The organism is Vibrio sp. zbq_1 (assembly GCF_043102935.1).
Lineage (GTDB): Bacteria > Pseudomonadota > Gammaproteobacteria > Enterobacterales > Vibrionaceae > Vibrio > Vibrio parahaemolyticus.
The window spans coordinates 320707-335919 of the sequence record NZ_JBICJH010000041.1; the positions used below are offsets into that span (position 1 = coordinate 320707).

Below are 15213 nucleotides of genomic sequence, written 5' to 3' on the forward strand. Positions count from 1 at the left end.
TAGGCGTTTATTTAAGTTGAGATTTAACGTGCTCAACAATATCCGCCATCGCTACTGGAGTTTTCTCGCCAGTACGACGGTTTTTGTATTCGAAGTTACCTTCATCCATGCTGCGATCGCCAATCACGATAGTGTGAGGGATACCGATCAACTCGATGTCAGAGAACATCACACCTGGACGTTCTTTACGGTCATCAAATAGAACTTCGATGCCCATAGCAGTTAGTTCCGCGTATAGCTTCTCTGCTGCTTCTTTTACGCGCTCAGATTTGTGCATGTTCATTGGCACGATTGCTACTTGGAAAGGTGCAATTGCGTCTGGCCAAATGATGCCGTATTTGTCGTGGTTCTGTTCAATCGCAGAAGCAACAACACGCGATACACCGATGCCGTAACAACCCATCTCTAAGATTACGTTTTTACCGTCAGGGCCAAGAACGCTACAGTTCATTGCTTCTGAGTAAACGTTACCAAGTTGGAAGATATGACCAACTTCGATACCACGTTTCAGCATTAGCGTACCTTTACCACATGGGCTTGGATCGCCTTCTACTACGTTACGCAGATCTTCTACTTGACCCAGTTCAACGTCACGACCCCAGTTAATACCGAAGTAGTGTTTACCGTCGATGTTTGCGCCAGCGCCAAAATCGCTCATGACTGCTACGCTGCGGTCAACGATGAATGGCAGTTCAAGGCCTACAGGGCCAAGAGAACCAGGGCCAGCACCGATCAGTTCACGAATTTCTTCTTCTGATGCCATCTCTAGTGGAGAAGCCACTTGAGGTAGGTTTTCTGCTTTCACTTCGTTTAGCTCGTGGTCACCACGAACGATCAACGCAATGATTGGTGCATCGATTTCGTCAGACGCCTTAACAAATAGTGTTTTAACCGTCTTCTCGATAGGTAGACCGTGTTGCTCAACCAACTCCGCGATTGTTTTCGCGTTTGGAGTATCAACTAGTGTCATTTCTTGAGTTGGTTCTGCGCGTTCTACCGCAGGCGCTAACGCTTCTGCTTTTTCGATGTTCGCTGCGTAATCAGACTCAGTAGAGAATGCAATTAGGTCTTCGCCGCTGTCTGCAAGTACGTGGAACTCTTGAGAGCCACTACCACCGATAGCGCCTGAGTCCGCAAGTACTGGACGGTACTCAAGGCCCATACGGTCAAATGCTTTACAGTAAGCATCGTGCATTGCTTGGTAAGATTTCTCTAGACCTGCTTTGTCGATGTCGAAGCTGTATGCATCCATCATGCAGAATTCGCGTGCACGCATTACGCCGAAACGTGGACGACGCTCGTCACGGAATTTAGTTTGGATTTGGTACAGGTTTAGCGGAAGCTGTTTGTAAGAGCTCACTTCATTACGCACAAGGCTAGTGATCACTTCTTCAGCTGTTGGGCTAAGTACAAACGGACGAACATGACGGTCAGTAAAGCGAAGTAGCTCAGGACCCATCTTCTCGCTGCGGCCTGTCTCTTCCCATAGTTCAAACGGCTGAACAACGGGCATCAAAGTTTCGACTGCACCTGCATTGTCGATTTCTTGACGAACGATGTTTTCGACTTTACGCAGCACACGTAGACCAGTAGGCAGCCAGGTGTAAAGACCTGAAGCCAGCTTACGGATCATACCTGCACGTAGCATGAGCTGGTGGCTCACTACTTCTGCGTCGTTTGGAGTCTCCTTCAGAGTAGAAAGAAGATAATTACTGGTACGCATTAAATTTATCCGTTTATTAAAGTTAGTTACTCAAGCCAGAATGGACAGGAGTATGAAGGTCCCAAGAAGGGAAAATTGTAAGCCGTCTATAATATCAGCCAAATGGCTTTGTCAAAAGCTTTCAATCGCCGTAACTGTTATTAAGTTGCTATTCACGCTGAACTTAACGTTCAGATCGAACAAATTTACCGCATATTCCTTGGTATCCGGTTTGTTCTTCTTGTATGCAGGACGTGGATCCTGCGCCAGAACTTGTTCGATCACCGATTGTACATATTGAGTATCGGATCGCTTTGCTAGCATCGCCAATGCTTGAGACGAAAAGGTGACGTTCGATTTTTCAGGCTCCTCACCAGCGTAGCCGCCAATCGCTTCAGGAATGGCATCTGAGTAAGGAATATAAGGTTTGATGTCGACAATCGGTGTGCCATCGACCAAATCAACACTGCCAAGATCAATATATATTTGATCACCTTTCTTCGTGATGCCTTTCATTTCGACTGCCGACATTCCAATGCCATTTGGTCGAAAGGTAGAGCGTGAAGCAAACACGCCAATACGCTCATTTCCACCCAAACGAGGAGGCCGTACGGTTGGTTTCCATCCTGCCTCCAAATTTTGGTCAAACAGAAACAATAACCAGACGTGAGAGAACTGTTCTAATCCGCGCACCGCTTCTGGGCTATTTGCCTCGCCTAACAGTTTTACTCGCGCTTTAGCGGCTGGAATTAGGCGCGGTTGGCGAGGGACGGCAAACTTCTCTTTGTAAGGGGTTTCAATGATGCCAATCGGCTCAATCGAATACATAGCAAATTTCTTCAAGATTCATTTAAGTGAAAAAGTATCACAAATTTCTCTTGCATTTCTTATTGGGAATGATTATTAATTAAAATGTTATAACATAACAATTTAATTTGAAGGAAATTGAAATGAAACCAGGAATCCATCCTGACTATCGTCCAGTGGTGTTTCATGACACAAGTGTGGATGAATACTTTGTTGTCGGCTCAACATTGAAAACCGATCGCACCATTGAGTGGAAAGACGGAAAAACATACCCGTACTTCACATTGGATGTGTCGTCGTCTTCTCATCCGTTTTACACAGGCAAGCAACGAGTGGTTCAAGCGGAAGGGCGTATTGCTAACTTCAACCGTCGTTTTGGTCAATTTACTAGTGAGAAGGAATAAGTCATGAAAGTTGTGAAATCACTTAAAAGCGCGAAGAGCCGTCATCCTGACTGTCAGATAGTGAAAAGAAGAGGGCGCTTGTACGTTATTTGTAAGACAAATCCGAGGTTCAAAGCTGTACAAAAATAACAGTAGAAACGAACAACAAAGGGGTGTGTAGCGAAATTGAAGGTATTTTCGTCCATGACAACGGATGATTGCCTCAGCAGCTATGAATCTACACGCCCACCTAATACTCGCCAAGTGCCAACGTTTATTCGCTCGTGCTTGGCATGATTTTTACTGGCACGACTTCGTCGTTATTCAAGTCAAAATTGAACGTTTGCCAGACTGCTCGGCTCTTTGAGCTTACACCACACACTATCTTTGCATTCGACTTTATATAGGGATTAGGCATTCCTGCATATCTAATGGTTATAGCTTTGTTTAATTTATAATGTTGGTTAATTTGTTTTATATGGATGAAATATCTACATTTATGCAAATAACTGGTTATAAATTTGCCATTGATTTACAATTTGTAACGTTTTTGGCTTTTAATTGACTCTTTACTCAAGTACCCTTCGCTCGCTTTGTGACATTTTTTTCACAATTGCACAGGAATAAAAACAAGGAGGGAACAGATGAGTTCATCTGCTTCAATTAAACAAAACTCACCTAAGAAGCCGTTGTTTACGCGCTTTTTGGATACTGTCGAATATTTGGGGAACCTGTTGCCCCACCCGATCACACTATTTGCCATTTTCTGCTTAGCCATTTTGGTGATGTCGGGTATAGCTGGTTACTTCGAAGTATCGGTTGTCGATCCTCGTCCTGAGGGAGCAAAAGGTCGTGCTGCAGACGGCATGATTCAAGTGGTCAGCTTACTTAACGCTGACGGTCTAGAGCTTATTGTTACCAATCTAGTGAAAAACTTTGTTGGTTTCGCACCGTTAGGCACGGTATTGGTTGCGATGCTTGGTGTTGCAATTGCGGAATACTCGGGCCTACTTTCAGCAGCAATGCGTGGCCTAGTAATGGGCGCGTCACAACGTATGGTGACGGTTACGGTTGTTTTTGCTGGTATCATTTCAAATACCGCTTCTGAGCTTGGCTACGTGGTTCTTATCCCACTTGCTGCAATGCTTTTCCATTCCCTTGGTCGTCATCCTCTTGCTGGTCTTGCGGCAGCATTTGCTGGTGTATCGGGCGGTTACTCGGCAAACCTTCTAATTGGTACGGTTGACCCACTGCTTTCAGGTATTACTGAGACAGCAGCTCAAATGATTGACCCGACTTACACTGTTGGACCAGAAGTAAACTGGTACTTCATGTTTGTGTCGACGTTCTTCATCGCGGGTATGGGTGCATTCGTTACAGAGAAAATCGTTGAGCCGAAACTTGGCAAGTACAACGAAGAAGAAGCGGCTGAAGATTTGTCTAACGACAAAATGGGCAACCTAACTGACCTTGAGAAGAAAGGTCTGAAAGTTGCTGGTCTTGCTGTGTTGGTTGTGTCTGCTTTGTTGGCCTGGACGATTGTTCCAGAAGACGGCATCCTACGTTCAGACGCTGGCACTGTTGCAGGATCCCCATTCCTGAAAAGTATCGTCGCTTTCATCTTCGTATTCTTTGCTATCCCTGGCTTTGTATACGGTAAAGTCGTTGGCACGATGAAAACCGACCGTGATGTTATCGATGCGATGTCTAAATCAATGTCTTCGATGGGCATGTACATCGTGTTGGTGTTCTTCGCTGCGCAGTTTGTTGCTTTCTTTAAGTGGACGAACTTTGGCCAAGTATTTGCCGTTGCAGGTGCTGACTTCCTGCAAAGTATCGGTCTGACTGGCCCTATGTTGTTCTTCGCATTCATTCTGATGTGTGGCTTCATTAACCTGATGATCGGTTCTGCATCGGCGCAGTGGGCCGTGACAGCTCCTATCTTCGTGCCAATGCTAATGCTAGTGGGTTATGCTCCAGAAACCATTCAAGCGGCTTACCGTATCGGTGATTCAACCACGAACATCATCACACCGATGATGAGCTACTTTGGTTTGATTTTGGCGGTAGCGACTCGCTACATGAAGAATCTAGGTATCGGTACGCTGATCGCGACCATGCTGCCTTACTCAATCTGCTTTATCGTAGGTTGGAGTCTGCTGTTCTACCTATGGGTATTCGTATTTGGTCTACCAGTCGGCCCGGGCGCTGCAACGTATTACACACCGTAATACTTAGGGCACCTCACACAGCTCCAAAAAAAGCCTGCGATATTCGCAGGCTTTTTTGCATGTTTGAAGTACGAACTCTGTTGAGTCTTATTTCAGAGATGGATCATTTCAATGTTTGAATGAAAGCCCTTTATCGCTTCGCGAGGATTCTATCCAGATGGTTTGCAAACTCTCGGCGTTCGGTTTGCGAAAGTGCCGCAGGCCCGCCAGTTTGAATACCGCTTGAGCGCATGGTTTCCATAAAGTCACGAATATTAAGACGCGCTTTGATGGTGTCTTTGGTGTAAAGCTCGCCACGAGAGCTCAACGCTAGAGCGCCTTTAGTGATGACTTCATCGGCAAGTGGGATATCGGATGTGATGACCAAATCATTTGGCTCCACACGACGAACAATTTCGTTGTCAGCAATATCAAAACCTGCAGGGACTTGAAGTGAGTGAATGTTGGCTCTTTTTGGCACTGGTACTACATGATTGGCGACAAAGGTGCACTCTACGCCGGTTCGTTCTGCGGCACGCACTATGGTCTCACGGATCACTTTAGGACAAGCGTCTGCATCTACCCATAACTTCATTCTTATTTCTCACCCAGTTTTGCTTCTAGCTCTTCAATACGAGCGGTTAATTTTGCGACTGTGTTTTCAAGTGCCGTTAGGCGATCTTCTTCTTTCGATAGTGGCGCAGTGACTTCTACTTTTGGGACATGATTCGCGCTCTTCCAGCTTTTGATAACAGTAATGAGTGCAGGCATTGGGACTGGTGTCTTCATACGTGCTTTCACTAGTGCAACCGTTGGCTCTTTCCCTTCTCGTTGCAGCTGCTCCATCACTGCTTCCAGCTCTTTCGTGACGTCTTGAGTTAACATTTTCAATCCTTAATAACGATATAGCTGTCATCATACTTTGAGAGGTGGGATTTAGCGAATAGCAATTTCGGTAGTGGGTTGTGAGAGATCTCTTACATAGCGTGTAAGAGAAAACGATTTCGTCATCAGTTTTACAGAAAAGTTCCAGTGTAAGGTTTTGATAAATAATGATTTAACATGTTATTAACCGTTGTGAATAAAAAAAATTGTTTTAGGGTAGATTGTGAAAACTAAGGAAAAGCGTAAATTTAACCTTGTCAGCAGGAAGCAGACACGGAACAGGAAAGCACCAAGGATTTGGTTATCGTCAGGAAGACGATTTGGTTAATCAGGATGATTGATCAAGCATGGAGCGCAGGACATTGTAAGGAAACAATCATCAATAGGATGTTGATGACTAAGGATAGACAATGGACCCCTCATAGGATTGAGGTTATGGACAGCATCAGGAAGATGCAAGGGACACCGCTCAAGGAACAAGTGATGTGCGCTAACGGGGAATGTTAGCTATCAGGATGATAAGGACACCGCTAGGACGGCGACGTAAGGACTGAGCTGACGGAATCAGCCACTATTATGGATGATGCATGGAGCACTATTTAGTAGCCGGACTGCTGCGAGTAAGACCATGACCCCGATACATTCGTGTCGGGGTCTTTCTTATTTTCGATGGTAAAACCGTCAATGTCACAAAATTTATAAAATCCTAATAACACTTAATAAAAAACAATCCAGATCAATATCCTTTCCAATCAGTTGGTTTAACTTTCGGCTTCTCTACAAGGCGTTATCTCCCGCAGTCACTTGGCAGGCTCAGCTTCGCTTAGCTTGTGATATGCGGATTAATTAAGTTTGCTGTAATCAAGGAACAGATGTGGCCATAGTAACCAGAAGAATGCTTCTTCTACCCTACAATGAGTCGTTGCAACTAGAATTCGTTATGCTTAATTGCTGCGCGAAAAACCGTGCCGAAATGAATGGTCCTCATACAGTAGCCTCTGCCAAACAATTGTTTGAGAAAATACTGGATGACGAAAATATTTATAGTATGGCGGTACTTGAGAGTACGAGCCGTGACTATATGGGGCATGTATTCATTTCCCATCTCGATTCCGAACCCGAATTAGGTTTTATTTTTGATAAGGCGTATTGGGGTAAAGGGTTAGCGACAGAAGCGCTAAAAGCGTTTTTCCCTAAAGCGTGCCGCGAATTGGAACTACATAAGGTGAAAGCGAATGTAAACAGCAATCACCAAGCATCAATGGCGGTATTGGAAAAACTGGGATTTGTTAAAACAAGAGAAAGTAAGGACTTATTCGGCCCTTACTTTGAAATGGAATTTACAAGCGATGTGGCGGTAGGTGAAAGCTCTGCGGCCTGAATCCAACCATAGTCAATTGGCCTTGATAGCAGTCATCGCCAAGAGATGAAAATTCAAATTGATACACTGTGTGCCAACGCCAGACTCCGTCTGGCGTTTTCAGTTTGTGTGCTCCAAAAGCGATGCTAACGAGCTGAAGATCTAATTGCTCGCATTTTCGTGAGATGGCAACTTTGGCTAACTCAGATTGACGTCGTTGTTGCCAAAATAGAAAACAGAAAAAGCACAGTCCAAGTATTGCCAGTAGATCTCCTATCATCCTTAATCCTTTCTTATCCCTTTGTGGCTTGCTGCAATTTGATGAGTGCAGTGGCTAGCTCTTCCGATGGGCTAGAGTGCAGCAAAGGTAGCAATACCATTCTTAGTTCTGGCAGCATAACTAAATCGGCAAATAATTGATTAAACAGGGTTTGATGGCCTGTTTGTGCGAGTCGCAGCAAAAATTGTTCAGCGATTTTTGCATCAGAAAGAAGATGCCATGCTCGTCCCGCAATGCCGATCAGTACTTCTTGGTGACTTAAACGAGGGCTTTGCAAAATCGCTTCTAGTACTGGCAAAGAGATTTCAGTTGGAGCGCCTGCTAACGCTCGAGTTAATGCCGATAGCAAGAACAAATCTGGTTCTGTGCTGTGAATCTCTTGCTGCGCTTTTTCTGCGATACGCTGCGCTAGTCGTTCTTGTAAGTCGACATGCTCAAGAGCACCAAGCAGTGCGTATAGAGGCTCGTTAGGTAAATGATTGAGAGCTTTACGCAGAGTGATCGCATTTTGCTCTTTACCAAGGCGTGCGGCGATATCGGTGATTCCTTGCAGGCCAACCGTCTGCCAGTTTTCCCAGCCTAGATCGCCTGTGAAGTAGTGCTGTGTATGTTCGTAATATTGGCTGGTGGGTAGATCCAAATTTGCACGAACTTGGCTGTGGAATACCGCCATTTTGTCTTCAGAAGGTTTGAACGTGTATGGATTATTGGAGAGTTTTTGTTGTTGCTCTTCAGACATCTCTTCGCTTAGACGAGTGCCCATGGCTTCAACTACGTATTTAATGAAGTTGCCAATATCAGATTGCTTGAGTAAGCCGCGCTCATCCAGTTCAAACTTTAAAAACCAAATCCAAGGTTGTTTTTGTTCATTCCAATAAGCAATTGCTAAATGTGCTTTACGCTGCATTGGGTATGGGTAAGGGCACTGACCTTTTTCAACATCGGCGAACAATTGTGAATCGATCGTTTTGATGCGTCGACCAAGGTCGAAGATTTGATATTCACAATGACTGTTTTTCAGTAACTGGGTGAGGGTTTGAATGTTTTCCATTAAATACGACGTCCTAACGTTCTTTTGACAAGAAATGGTATCATTCTCGGCTAATTCAAGGTTCGAGATGTAAAAGTTAATGACTACAAGCACAAAACTGGTGGAATTACTGTACCAACTTGAAGCACAACTTCAAAAGCACGAGCTATGGCAACAAACCATGCCGTCGCCAGAAGCGTTGCAAAGCGTGGAGCCTTTCGCGATAGATACGCTTGATCCACATGAATGGTTGCAGTGGATTTTTATTGCTCGAATGCACGCTTTAGTAGAAAGTAGCCAACCTTTGCCAAGAGGTTTCTCTATTGAACCTTATTTTGCAGAAGCGTGGAAGCAAGAGCCGCAGTACGCAGAGCTTTTGAACACGATTCGAACTATCGACGAACTATGTAAGTAACTTCAATGTCAGAACAAGAAACATCACAAACCGTGGCTCCAGTAGAGTTGGAGATTGTTTATCAAGATGAGTATTTTGTTGCGGTGAACAAGCCCGCCGGCATGTTGGTTCATCGCAGTTGGCTAGATAAACACGAAACTCAGTTTGTCATGCAGACTCTGCGAGACCAAATTGGTCAGCATGTCTTTCCGTTGCATCGCTTGGATCGTCCGACTTCTGGTGTTTTGGTGTTTGCGCTCTCCAGTGAAGTGGCTTCTCAAGTGATGCCTATGTTTGCTGAGCACAAAATGGAGAAGACCTATCACGCGATTGTCCGTGGTTGGATTGAGGAAGAGGGCGTTTTAGATTACGCGTTAAAAGTCGAACTAGACAAAATTGCAGATAAGTTCGCCTCCCAAGAGAAAGAAGCTCAAGAGGCAGTAACCGCTTACAAACCACTGGCGAAAGTGGAAGTGCCTTATTCGACGGGCAAGTTCCCAACAACGCGCTACTGTTTGATGGAAATGAAGCCCAAGACTGGTCGCAAGCACCAATTGCGTCGTCACATGGCCCACCTACGTCACCCAATTGTGGGGGACACATCGCACGGTGATGGTAAACACAACAAATTGTTCCGTAACGAATTTGATTCACACCGCTTGCTGTTACATGCTTCGGAGCTGCGTTTTGTGCATCCGTTTACAAATGAAGAGCTGGTGATGAAAGCGAGTATCGACGATACGTGGCAGCAATTGTTTACTCGATTTGAGTGGGACGAAGAGCTCGTTAAGTAAAGAGGCTGTGCTCTAGCGAAGAGAAATAGAAAAGGGTTGGCGTGTTTACCAACCCTTTTTGTTGTTTACCGATTCTTAAAGGCTATTTGAGTTTTTCTAGATCCGCTTCGATCTCGGCGATCTTGCTAGAAACGACTTTTTCTAAATGGCGAAGATCAGAAAGAATCTTTTGTTTTACATCCAGTTCAGACACTTTCGCTGGTTTTGTGATCTTGTTGAGTTCGTCGATAACCAAAGTAAGGTTACGGTTGATTTCCGTTACTTCCTTGTATTTATGACTACCGCTATCAACTAAGACATTTTTTACTTGGCGTGGGTATTTGAATTTGACGCTTTTGGCAAAGAACTCGCCTTTTTGCTTATGGAAGTAGATTTTGAGCACGTCTTTATGTGCTTCTTGACGTAGGGAATAACGTTCAATCTGCTTGGGATCATGAATACCCAAACCAGTGAGGTGGGGATACATAGGCTACCTCTATTACATCTAATTGATATTGATATAACTGTAGCAGCCTATGTATGAGCTAGATAGCTGATATTTAGCCAAATTGCTCAACTTGTGGACAAGATCGCCCTCACTCTGAACCGGATGTTTTGGCAGTTTCGAATTAGGCAGTGACGGCGTCAGATAACTTCTCGATCAGTTTGTCTCTCAATTCATTTTGCTGTTCTTCGCTGAGTCTACCGCCAGCTTCGCTAGTGAGAATAAATAAGTCCTCTGCTCGTTCGCCGATGGTCGTGATCTTTGCGCCGTGGAGGTTGATATTTAAATCGGCAAAAGTACGTCCGACTTTGGCTAGTAGTCCCGGAGTATCGAGTGCTACAAACTCCATCAAGGTGTGTTTCTTCCCTTTTGTTGGTAAGAAATCGACTTTGGTTTTCACATTGAAGTGTTGAAGTTTATTTGGGGTGCGGCGCGTTTTAATCTTCGTCGGACGACCCGCTTCCAGTACGTGAGTGAGGTGTTTAATCACGGCAGCATGGCGAGATTCGTCAATGGCTTCTCCATGTTGGTCGAGCACCATGAAGGTATCAATCACGTGGCCGTCTTTGCTGGTCATGATTTGGGCGTCATGAACGTTAAAGTTACGACGGTCGAGCTCCGCCACCACGGTAGCAAACAACGCTGGTTGATCTTTGGTGTAAACGAACACTTCTGTTCCACCGCGCGTAGCCTTTTTGCTGATAAGTACCAGCGGCTTGTTTGGATCATCCATACGCAGCAAATGCGCACAATGCCAAGCGATTTGAGTGTGAGTATGGCGCAAGAAATAGTCAGCTTTGAATCGTTGCCACAACACTTCAATTTGGCGTGCAGAAAACCCTTCTTTGCGCAGCAATGCGGAAGCCATTTGTTGGTTATGGCGAATACGCTCACGCACATCAACCGGATTTTCTAATCCGCGACGTAGTGCGCGTTGCGTTGAGTAGAAGAGTTCGGCAAGCAGCGTGCGTTTCCAAGCATTCCACAGCTCTGGATTGGTTGCGCAAATATCCGCAACCGTGAGACACACTAAATACTCAAGAGATTCTTCGTCACGAACTTGTTTCGCAAACTCTGTAATGACGTCAGGATCGTAAATATCGCGTCGTTGTGCGGTGACTGACATGAGAAGGTGATGCCTCACCAGCCAGCCCACTAACTTAGCTTCTGGCTTCGACAGCCCGTGTTCAATACAGAAATCGTACGCTTCACCTTCACCAATCACTGAGTGATCACCACCGCGACCTTTACCAATATCATGGAAGATTGCTGCGATGATCAGCAGTTCTTTCTTTTGCATGCGAGGGTATATGTCGCAACAAATCGGATGCTTCGCGTGGTTGTCTGGATTGTTAAAGGTATTGATGTGTTTGAGTAGGCGAATACTGTGCTCGTCAACCGTGTAGGCGTGGAACAGGTCGAACTGCATCTGACCAACAATCTGGCTCCATTGCGGTAAATATGCGGCCATGACCCCAAGTCTGTGCATCAAACTGAACGCTTTATGAAGTGCATTTGGGTGTCGACATAACGCTAAGAATTTTTCACGAGCCGCTGGAATCGTGTGTAAAAACTTGTTTAAGCGGCGACGTGCGGTACGCAGTTGTCGCAGGGTTGGAGGGCTTACCCCTTCAATGGTTGAGTCGTTCGCGATATGCAAAAACATATCGAGAATGGTTTCTGGTCTGGCTTGGAATAGCGCAGGTTTTCTGGCTTCGATTAACGATCCACGGCGTTGAAAATCTGCATCCAAAATTTCTGCGTTTTCAGTTGCACCACCATTGATGATGGCTTGATCAAACAGTTTGAGCAGCATTTTGTTTAATTCTGCGACGCGACGAAGTGTGCGATAAAACTCTTTCATCATCATCTCGACGCCGCGATTGCCTTCACCAACATAACCGAGGTTTTCGGCCACTTGTGCTTGATGTGCGAAGGTCAAACGGTTGTCGTATCGGCGAAGTTCAATGTGCAGCGCAAAGCGGACACGCCACAAGAAGTCCTGACACTCCACCAGTTCGCGGTATTCCGCATCGGTAAGAAAGCCGTAACGGCTCATCTCTAGCAGAGATGTGGCGCCAAAGTGACGGCGCGCTACCCAGCTCAAAGTGTGAATATCGCGAAGACCTCCTGGGGTCGATTTGATGTCGGGCTCTAAGTTATAGGTCGTATCGTGGTAGCGAGCATGACGTTCGCGTTGTTCTTGGATTTTTGCGCGGTAGAAGGTTTCGCTCGGCCAGAAAGAGTCGGATAGCACGACCTTTTTCAGAGCTTGGAATGTGTCTTCGCTGCCACAAAGCAGACGCGCTTCTTGTAGGTTAGTGGCAACCGTTAGATCGTCACGACCAATTTGTGCACATTCATTGACAGTGCGAACCGCATGGCCAACTTCCAGTTTTAAGTCCCATAGTAAGGTAATAAATTCACTGATTTTCGCTTCTAACGCGGTCGGCAGTTTGTTGTTAGAAAGAACAAGAATGTCTATGTCGGACAACGGATGCAGTTCACCGCGACCATATCCGCCCACGGCCACTAATGAGATGTTGTAAATGTCATTAAAACCGAAGTATTGCCATAAACGCGTCAGCAGCAAGTCCATGTACTCTGCGCGAGCCAATACTAAGCTGGTCACAGGGTGATGGTTAAGAAACTCTTGTTTTTGGGTTGAGCTGAATTTTTCTAACTCTTGTTTTAGTTCGCCGATATTGATTTGTTCGTCGGAAAACGTAAGAGGGGACTGAAGTGGCATATTTGCTATCCGTGCAAGCTAAAAGTAAAGATCTACGAACCTTTCTAATTTAACAAATCTCGCGGAGATAAAAAATATCCCCGCATGAGCGGGGATATTGAAGTCATTCTTGGTTACGCATTTTTCATTAGGCGAGGAATCGTATCATCGCTGCGTAGCGTTAATACTTCACAACCATCTTTGGTTACCACGATAGTGTGTTCCCATTGCGCTGAGTTTTTGCCGTCACCTGTGTATACAGTCCAGTCGTCTTGTGCGTCAACAGTACAACCGAATTTACCTGCGTTGATCATTGGTTCAATAGTGAAACACATGCCTTCTTTAAGTACGCGGCGGTCTTTGTTCTTGTAGTGAACCACTTGTGGTTCTTCGTGGAACTCATCACCGATACCGTGACCACAGAAGTCTTTAACAATAGAGAACTTATTGCGAGGGTTGTTCTTATTGTTTTCTTTGATGTATTTCTCGATAGCTGTACCGATATCACCAACAGTTGAACCTGGTTTAACGGTACGCATACCGACATAAAGTGCTTCTTGAGCAACCATGCATAGACGTTTGTTGGCTGGTGAAACATCACCGACTAGGAACATTTTAGATGTGTCACCGTGGTAGCCTTGAGGGCGTACACTTAGGTCTGCATTCTCATCGTTCGGGATGATCACAGTGATATCAACGTTAAGAATGTCGCCATCTTTTAGTACCGCCGGCTTCATTTGGCCGTTGCTACCAATCTCGTCTTTTTCAGCAGGAATACCGTGACAAACAATATGGTTGATAGACGTACAAATCGACTTAGGGAAACCATGGTAATCAAGCGGTGCAGAGTATGCGCCTTTTTCTAGAGCGTATTCATGACAGATTTTGTTCAGTTCGTCTGTCGTAACTCCCACCTGAATATGTGGTTCGATCATTTCTAGAATTTCTGCGGCCAGCTTGCCCGCAATGCGCATGCGTTCGATTTCTTCAGCAGTTTTAATCTTGATTGACATTGGCTTTCTCTACTTATTCGTAAGCACGTAAACGTGCGAATGGCCGCATTCTATCAGACATCTGGCGGTTAACCCAAGCCAGTTAAGAATATGAGTCATTCTTACTTGAAGTGTAGTAATAGAATCTGGCCGAGAGTAGGGTAGCATTCCTGCTAATGTGACAAGTATAAGAAACAATTTTTACTAGCCATCTTGAGCTAAAATATGATATAAAGCGCGCCGGAATAGAGGACTGTTCTCTTCGCTCTGCAAAAGCTAAGCGGCGAAGCAAGCTTCATCCGATTAACCTTTTTATCTTTAAATCACACACATTCCGTCACATGTTCCGGGGTGCTGAGCAGAAGCTTGGTCGGAATTATGGGGGATGTGGAGGCCTAACCCCATAGAGGATTTTAAAATGGCAACTGTATCAATGCGCGATATGCTGAAAGCTGGTGTTCACTTCGGTCACCAAACTCGTTACTGGAACCCAAAAATGAAGCCATTCATCTTTGGTGCTCGTAACCGCGTTCACATCATCAACCTAGAAAAAACTGTACCAATGTTCAACGAAGCTCTAGCTGAACTAGCTAAAGTTGGCGAGAAAAAAGGTAAAGTTCTATTCGTAGGTACTAAGCGCGCTGCATCTGAAGCTGTTAAAGAAGCTGCAATCGCTAGCAACCAGTTCTACGTGAACAACCGTTGGTTGGGCGGTATGCTAACGAACTACAAAACTGTTCGTCAGTCAATCAAGCGTCTAAAAGAACTTGAGATTCAATCTCAAGACGGTACTTTCGACAAACTAACTAAGAAAGAAGCTCTAATGCGCACTCGTGAAATGGAGAAGCTAGAGAAATCTCTTGGTGGTATCAAAGACATGGGCGGCCTACCAGACGCTCTATTCGTAATCGACGCTGATCACGAACACATTGCAATCAAAGAAGCTAACAACCTAGGTATTCCAGTATACGCTGTGGTAGATACTAACTCTAACCCAGACGGCGTTGACTACATCATCCCAGGTAACGACGACGCGATCCGCGCAGTTCAACTATACCTAAACGCTGCTGCATCTGCAGTAACTGAAGGTCGCAACAAAGACGTTGCAGTAGTTGCTGAAAAAGACGGCTTCGTAGAAGCTGAATAATAGCGGCTCTGTGTCAC

General features: G+C 45.2%; 16 protein-coding genes. 7 read left to right on the plus strand and 9 right to left on the minus strand.

The features are described from left to right. Positions 1-7 precede the first annotated feature (7 nt). Complete coding sequence (locus tag ACF8CV_RS19330; RefSeq protein ID WP_005479053.1) at positions 8-1723, minus strand: proline--tRNA ligase; 1716 nt, start codon at positions 1721-1723, stop codon at positions 8-10. Positions 1724-1834: 111 nt separating this feature from the next. Beyond that, positions 1835-2530 carry a tRNA (N6-threonylcarbamoyladenosine(37)-N6)-methyltransferase TrmO gene (gene tsaA, locus ACF8CV_RS19335; protein WP_005456640.1) on the minus strand — a complete coding sequence of 232 codons (696 nt, stop codon included), beginning with the start codon at positions 2528-2530 and terminating at the stop codon, positions 1835-1837. Between the two features lie 122 nt (positions 2531-2652). Between tsaA and ACF8CV_RS19340 the strand changes: the two genes are divergently transcribed. From ACF8CV_RS19340 to ACF8CV_RS19350, 3 genes are all read left to right on the plus strand, one after another. Further along, positions 2653-2913, plus strand: a complete 261-nt coding sequence (locus ACF8CV_RS19340; protein ID WP_005479047.1) for a type B 50S ribosomal protein L31 — start codon at positions 2653-2655, stop codon at positions 2911-2913. Positions 2914-2916: 3 nt separating this feature from the next. Then, on the plus strand, positions 2917-3042 hold the full coding sequence (gene ykgO / locus ACF8CV_RS19345) for a type B 50S ribosomal protein L36 (RefSeq protein WP_005380299.1): 126 nt from the start codon (positions 2917-2919) through the stop codon (positions 3040-3042). Positions 3043-3536: 494 nt separating this feature from the next. After that, the gene (locus ACF8CV_RS19350; RefSeq protein WP_005484923.1) at positions 3537-5123 is read left to right on the plus strand and encodes an AbgT family transporter; all 1587 of its coding nucleotides are present in this window, start codon (positions 3537-3539) and stop codon (positions 5121-5123) included. A gap of 130 nt (positions 5124-5253) precedes the next feature. Here ACF8CV_RS19350 and ACF8CV_RS19355 read toward each other — a convergent pair whose 3' ends face one another. Both ACF8CV_RS19355 and ACF8CV_RS19360 read right to left on the minus strand, forming a co-directional pair. Then, entirely contained in the window at positions 5254-5697 is a 444-nt protein-coding gene (locus ACF8CV_RS19355) for a YaiI/YqxD family protein (RefSeq protein WP_005456606.1), read from the minus strand. A 2-nt stretch (positions 5698-5699) separates the two neighbouring features. Continuing rightward, positions 5700-5987: a hypothetical protein gene (locus tag ACF8CV_RS19360; protein WP_015297146.1), complete on the minus strand. Its 288-nt coding sequence runs from the start codon at positions 5985-5987 to the stop codon at positions 5700-5702. A gap of 895 nt (positions 5988-6882) precedes the next feature. Between ACF8CV_RS19360 and ACF8CV_RS19365 the strand changes: the two genes are divergently transcribed. Then, on the plus strand, positions 6883-7368 hold the full coding sequence (locus ACF8CV_RS19365; RefSeq protein WP_021452994.1) for a GNAT family N-acetyltransferase: 486 nt from the start codon (positions 6883-6885) through the stop codon (positions 7366-7368). Here ACF8CV_RS19365 and ACF8CV_RS19370 read toward each other — a convergent pair. Next, complete coding sequence (locus ACF8CV_RS19370) at positions 7328-7627, minus strand: DUF3301 domain-containing protein (RefSeq protein WP_005494258.1); 300 nt, start codon at positions 7625-7627, stop codon at positions 7328-7330. The genes ACF8CV_RS19365 and ACF8CV_RS19370 overlap by 41 nt on opposite strands. Before the next feature lie 13 nt (positions 7628-7640). Continuing rightward, a complete protein-coding gene (locus tag ACF8CV_RS19375) occupies positions 7641-8678 on the minus strand; it encodes a DUF3549 family protein (RefSeq protein WP_078558452.1) in 1038 nt (345 codons plus the stop codon). Between the two features lie 79 nt (positions 8679-8757). On the opposite strand from ACF8CV_RS19375, the gene ACF8CV_RS19380 reads away from it, so the two are divergent. Both ACF8CV_RS19380 and truC read left to right on the plus strand, forming a co-directional pair. Then, positions 8758-9072 carry a YqcC family protein gene (locus ACF8CV_RS19380; protein WP_023584124.1) on the plus strand — a complete coding sequence of 105 codons (315 nt, stop codon included), beginning with the start codon at positions 8758-8760 and terminating at the stop codon, positions 9070-9072. A gap of 5 nt (positions 9073-9077) precedes the next feature. After that, entirely contained in the window at positions 9078-9845 is a 768-nt protein-coding gene (gene truC / locus ACF8CV_RS19385; protein WP_005456757.1) for a tRNA pseudouridine(65) synthase TruC, read from the plus strand. A gap of 82 nt (positions 9846-9927) precedes the next feature. Here the strand turns inward: truC and ACF8CV_RS19390 are convergent, their stop codons facing one another. The 3 genes from ACF8CV_RS19390 to map form a co-directional block, all read right to left on the minus strand. After that, positions 9928-10311, minus strand: a complete 384-nt coding sequence (locus ACF8CV_RS19390) for a DUF3461 family protein (protein ID WP_005456756.1) — start codon at positions 10309-10311, stop codon at positions 9928-9930. A 142-nt stretch (positions 10312-10453) separates the two neighbouring features. Next, a complete protein-coding gene (gene glnD / locus ACF8CV_RS19395) occupies positions 10454-13078 on the minus strand; it encodes a bifunctional uridylyltransferase/uridylyl-removing protein GlnD (protein WP_005479040.1) in 2625 nt (874 codons plus the stop codon). A gap of 113 nt (positions 13079-13191) precedes the next feature. Further along, positions 13192-14070, minus strand: coding sequence for a type I methionyl aminopeptidase (gene map / locus ACF8CV_RS19400; protein ID WP_005456732.1), 879 nt, complete (start codon positions 14068-14070; stop codon positions 13192-13194). A 397-nt stretch (positions 14071-14467) separates the two neighbouring features. On the opposite strand from map, the gene rpsB reads away from it, so the two are divergent. Beyond that, positions 14468-15196: a 30S ribosomal protein S2 gene (rpsB, locus tag ACF8CV_RS19405; RefSeq protein ID WP_005456727.1), complete on the plus strand. Its 729-nt coding sequence runs from the start codon at positions 14468-14470 to the stop codon at positions 15194-15196. Positions 15197-15213: the final 17 nt, after the last annotated feature.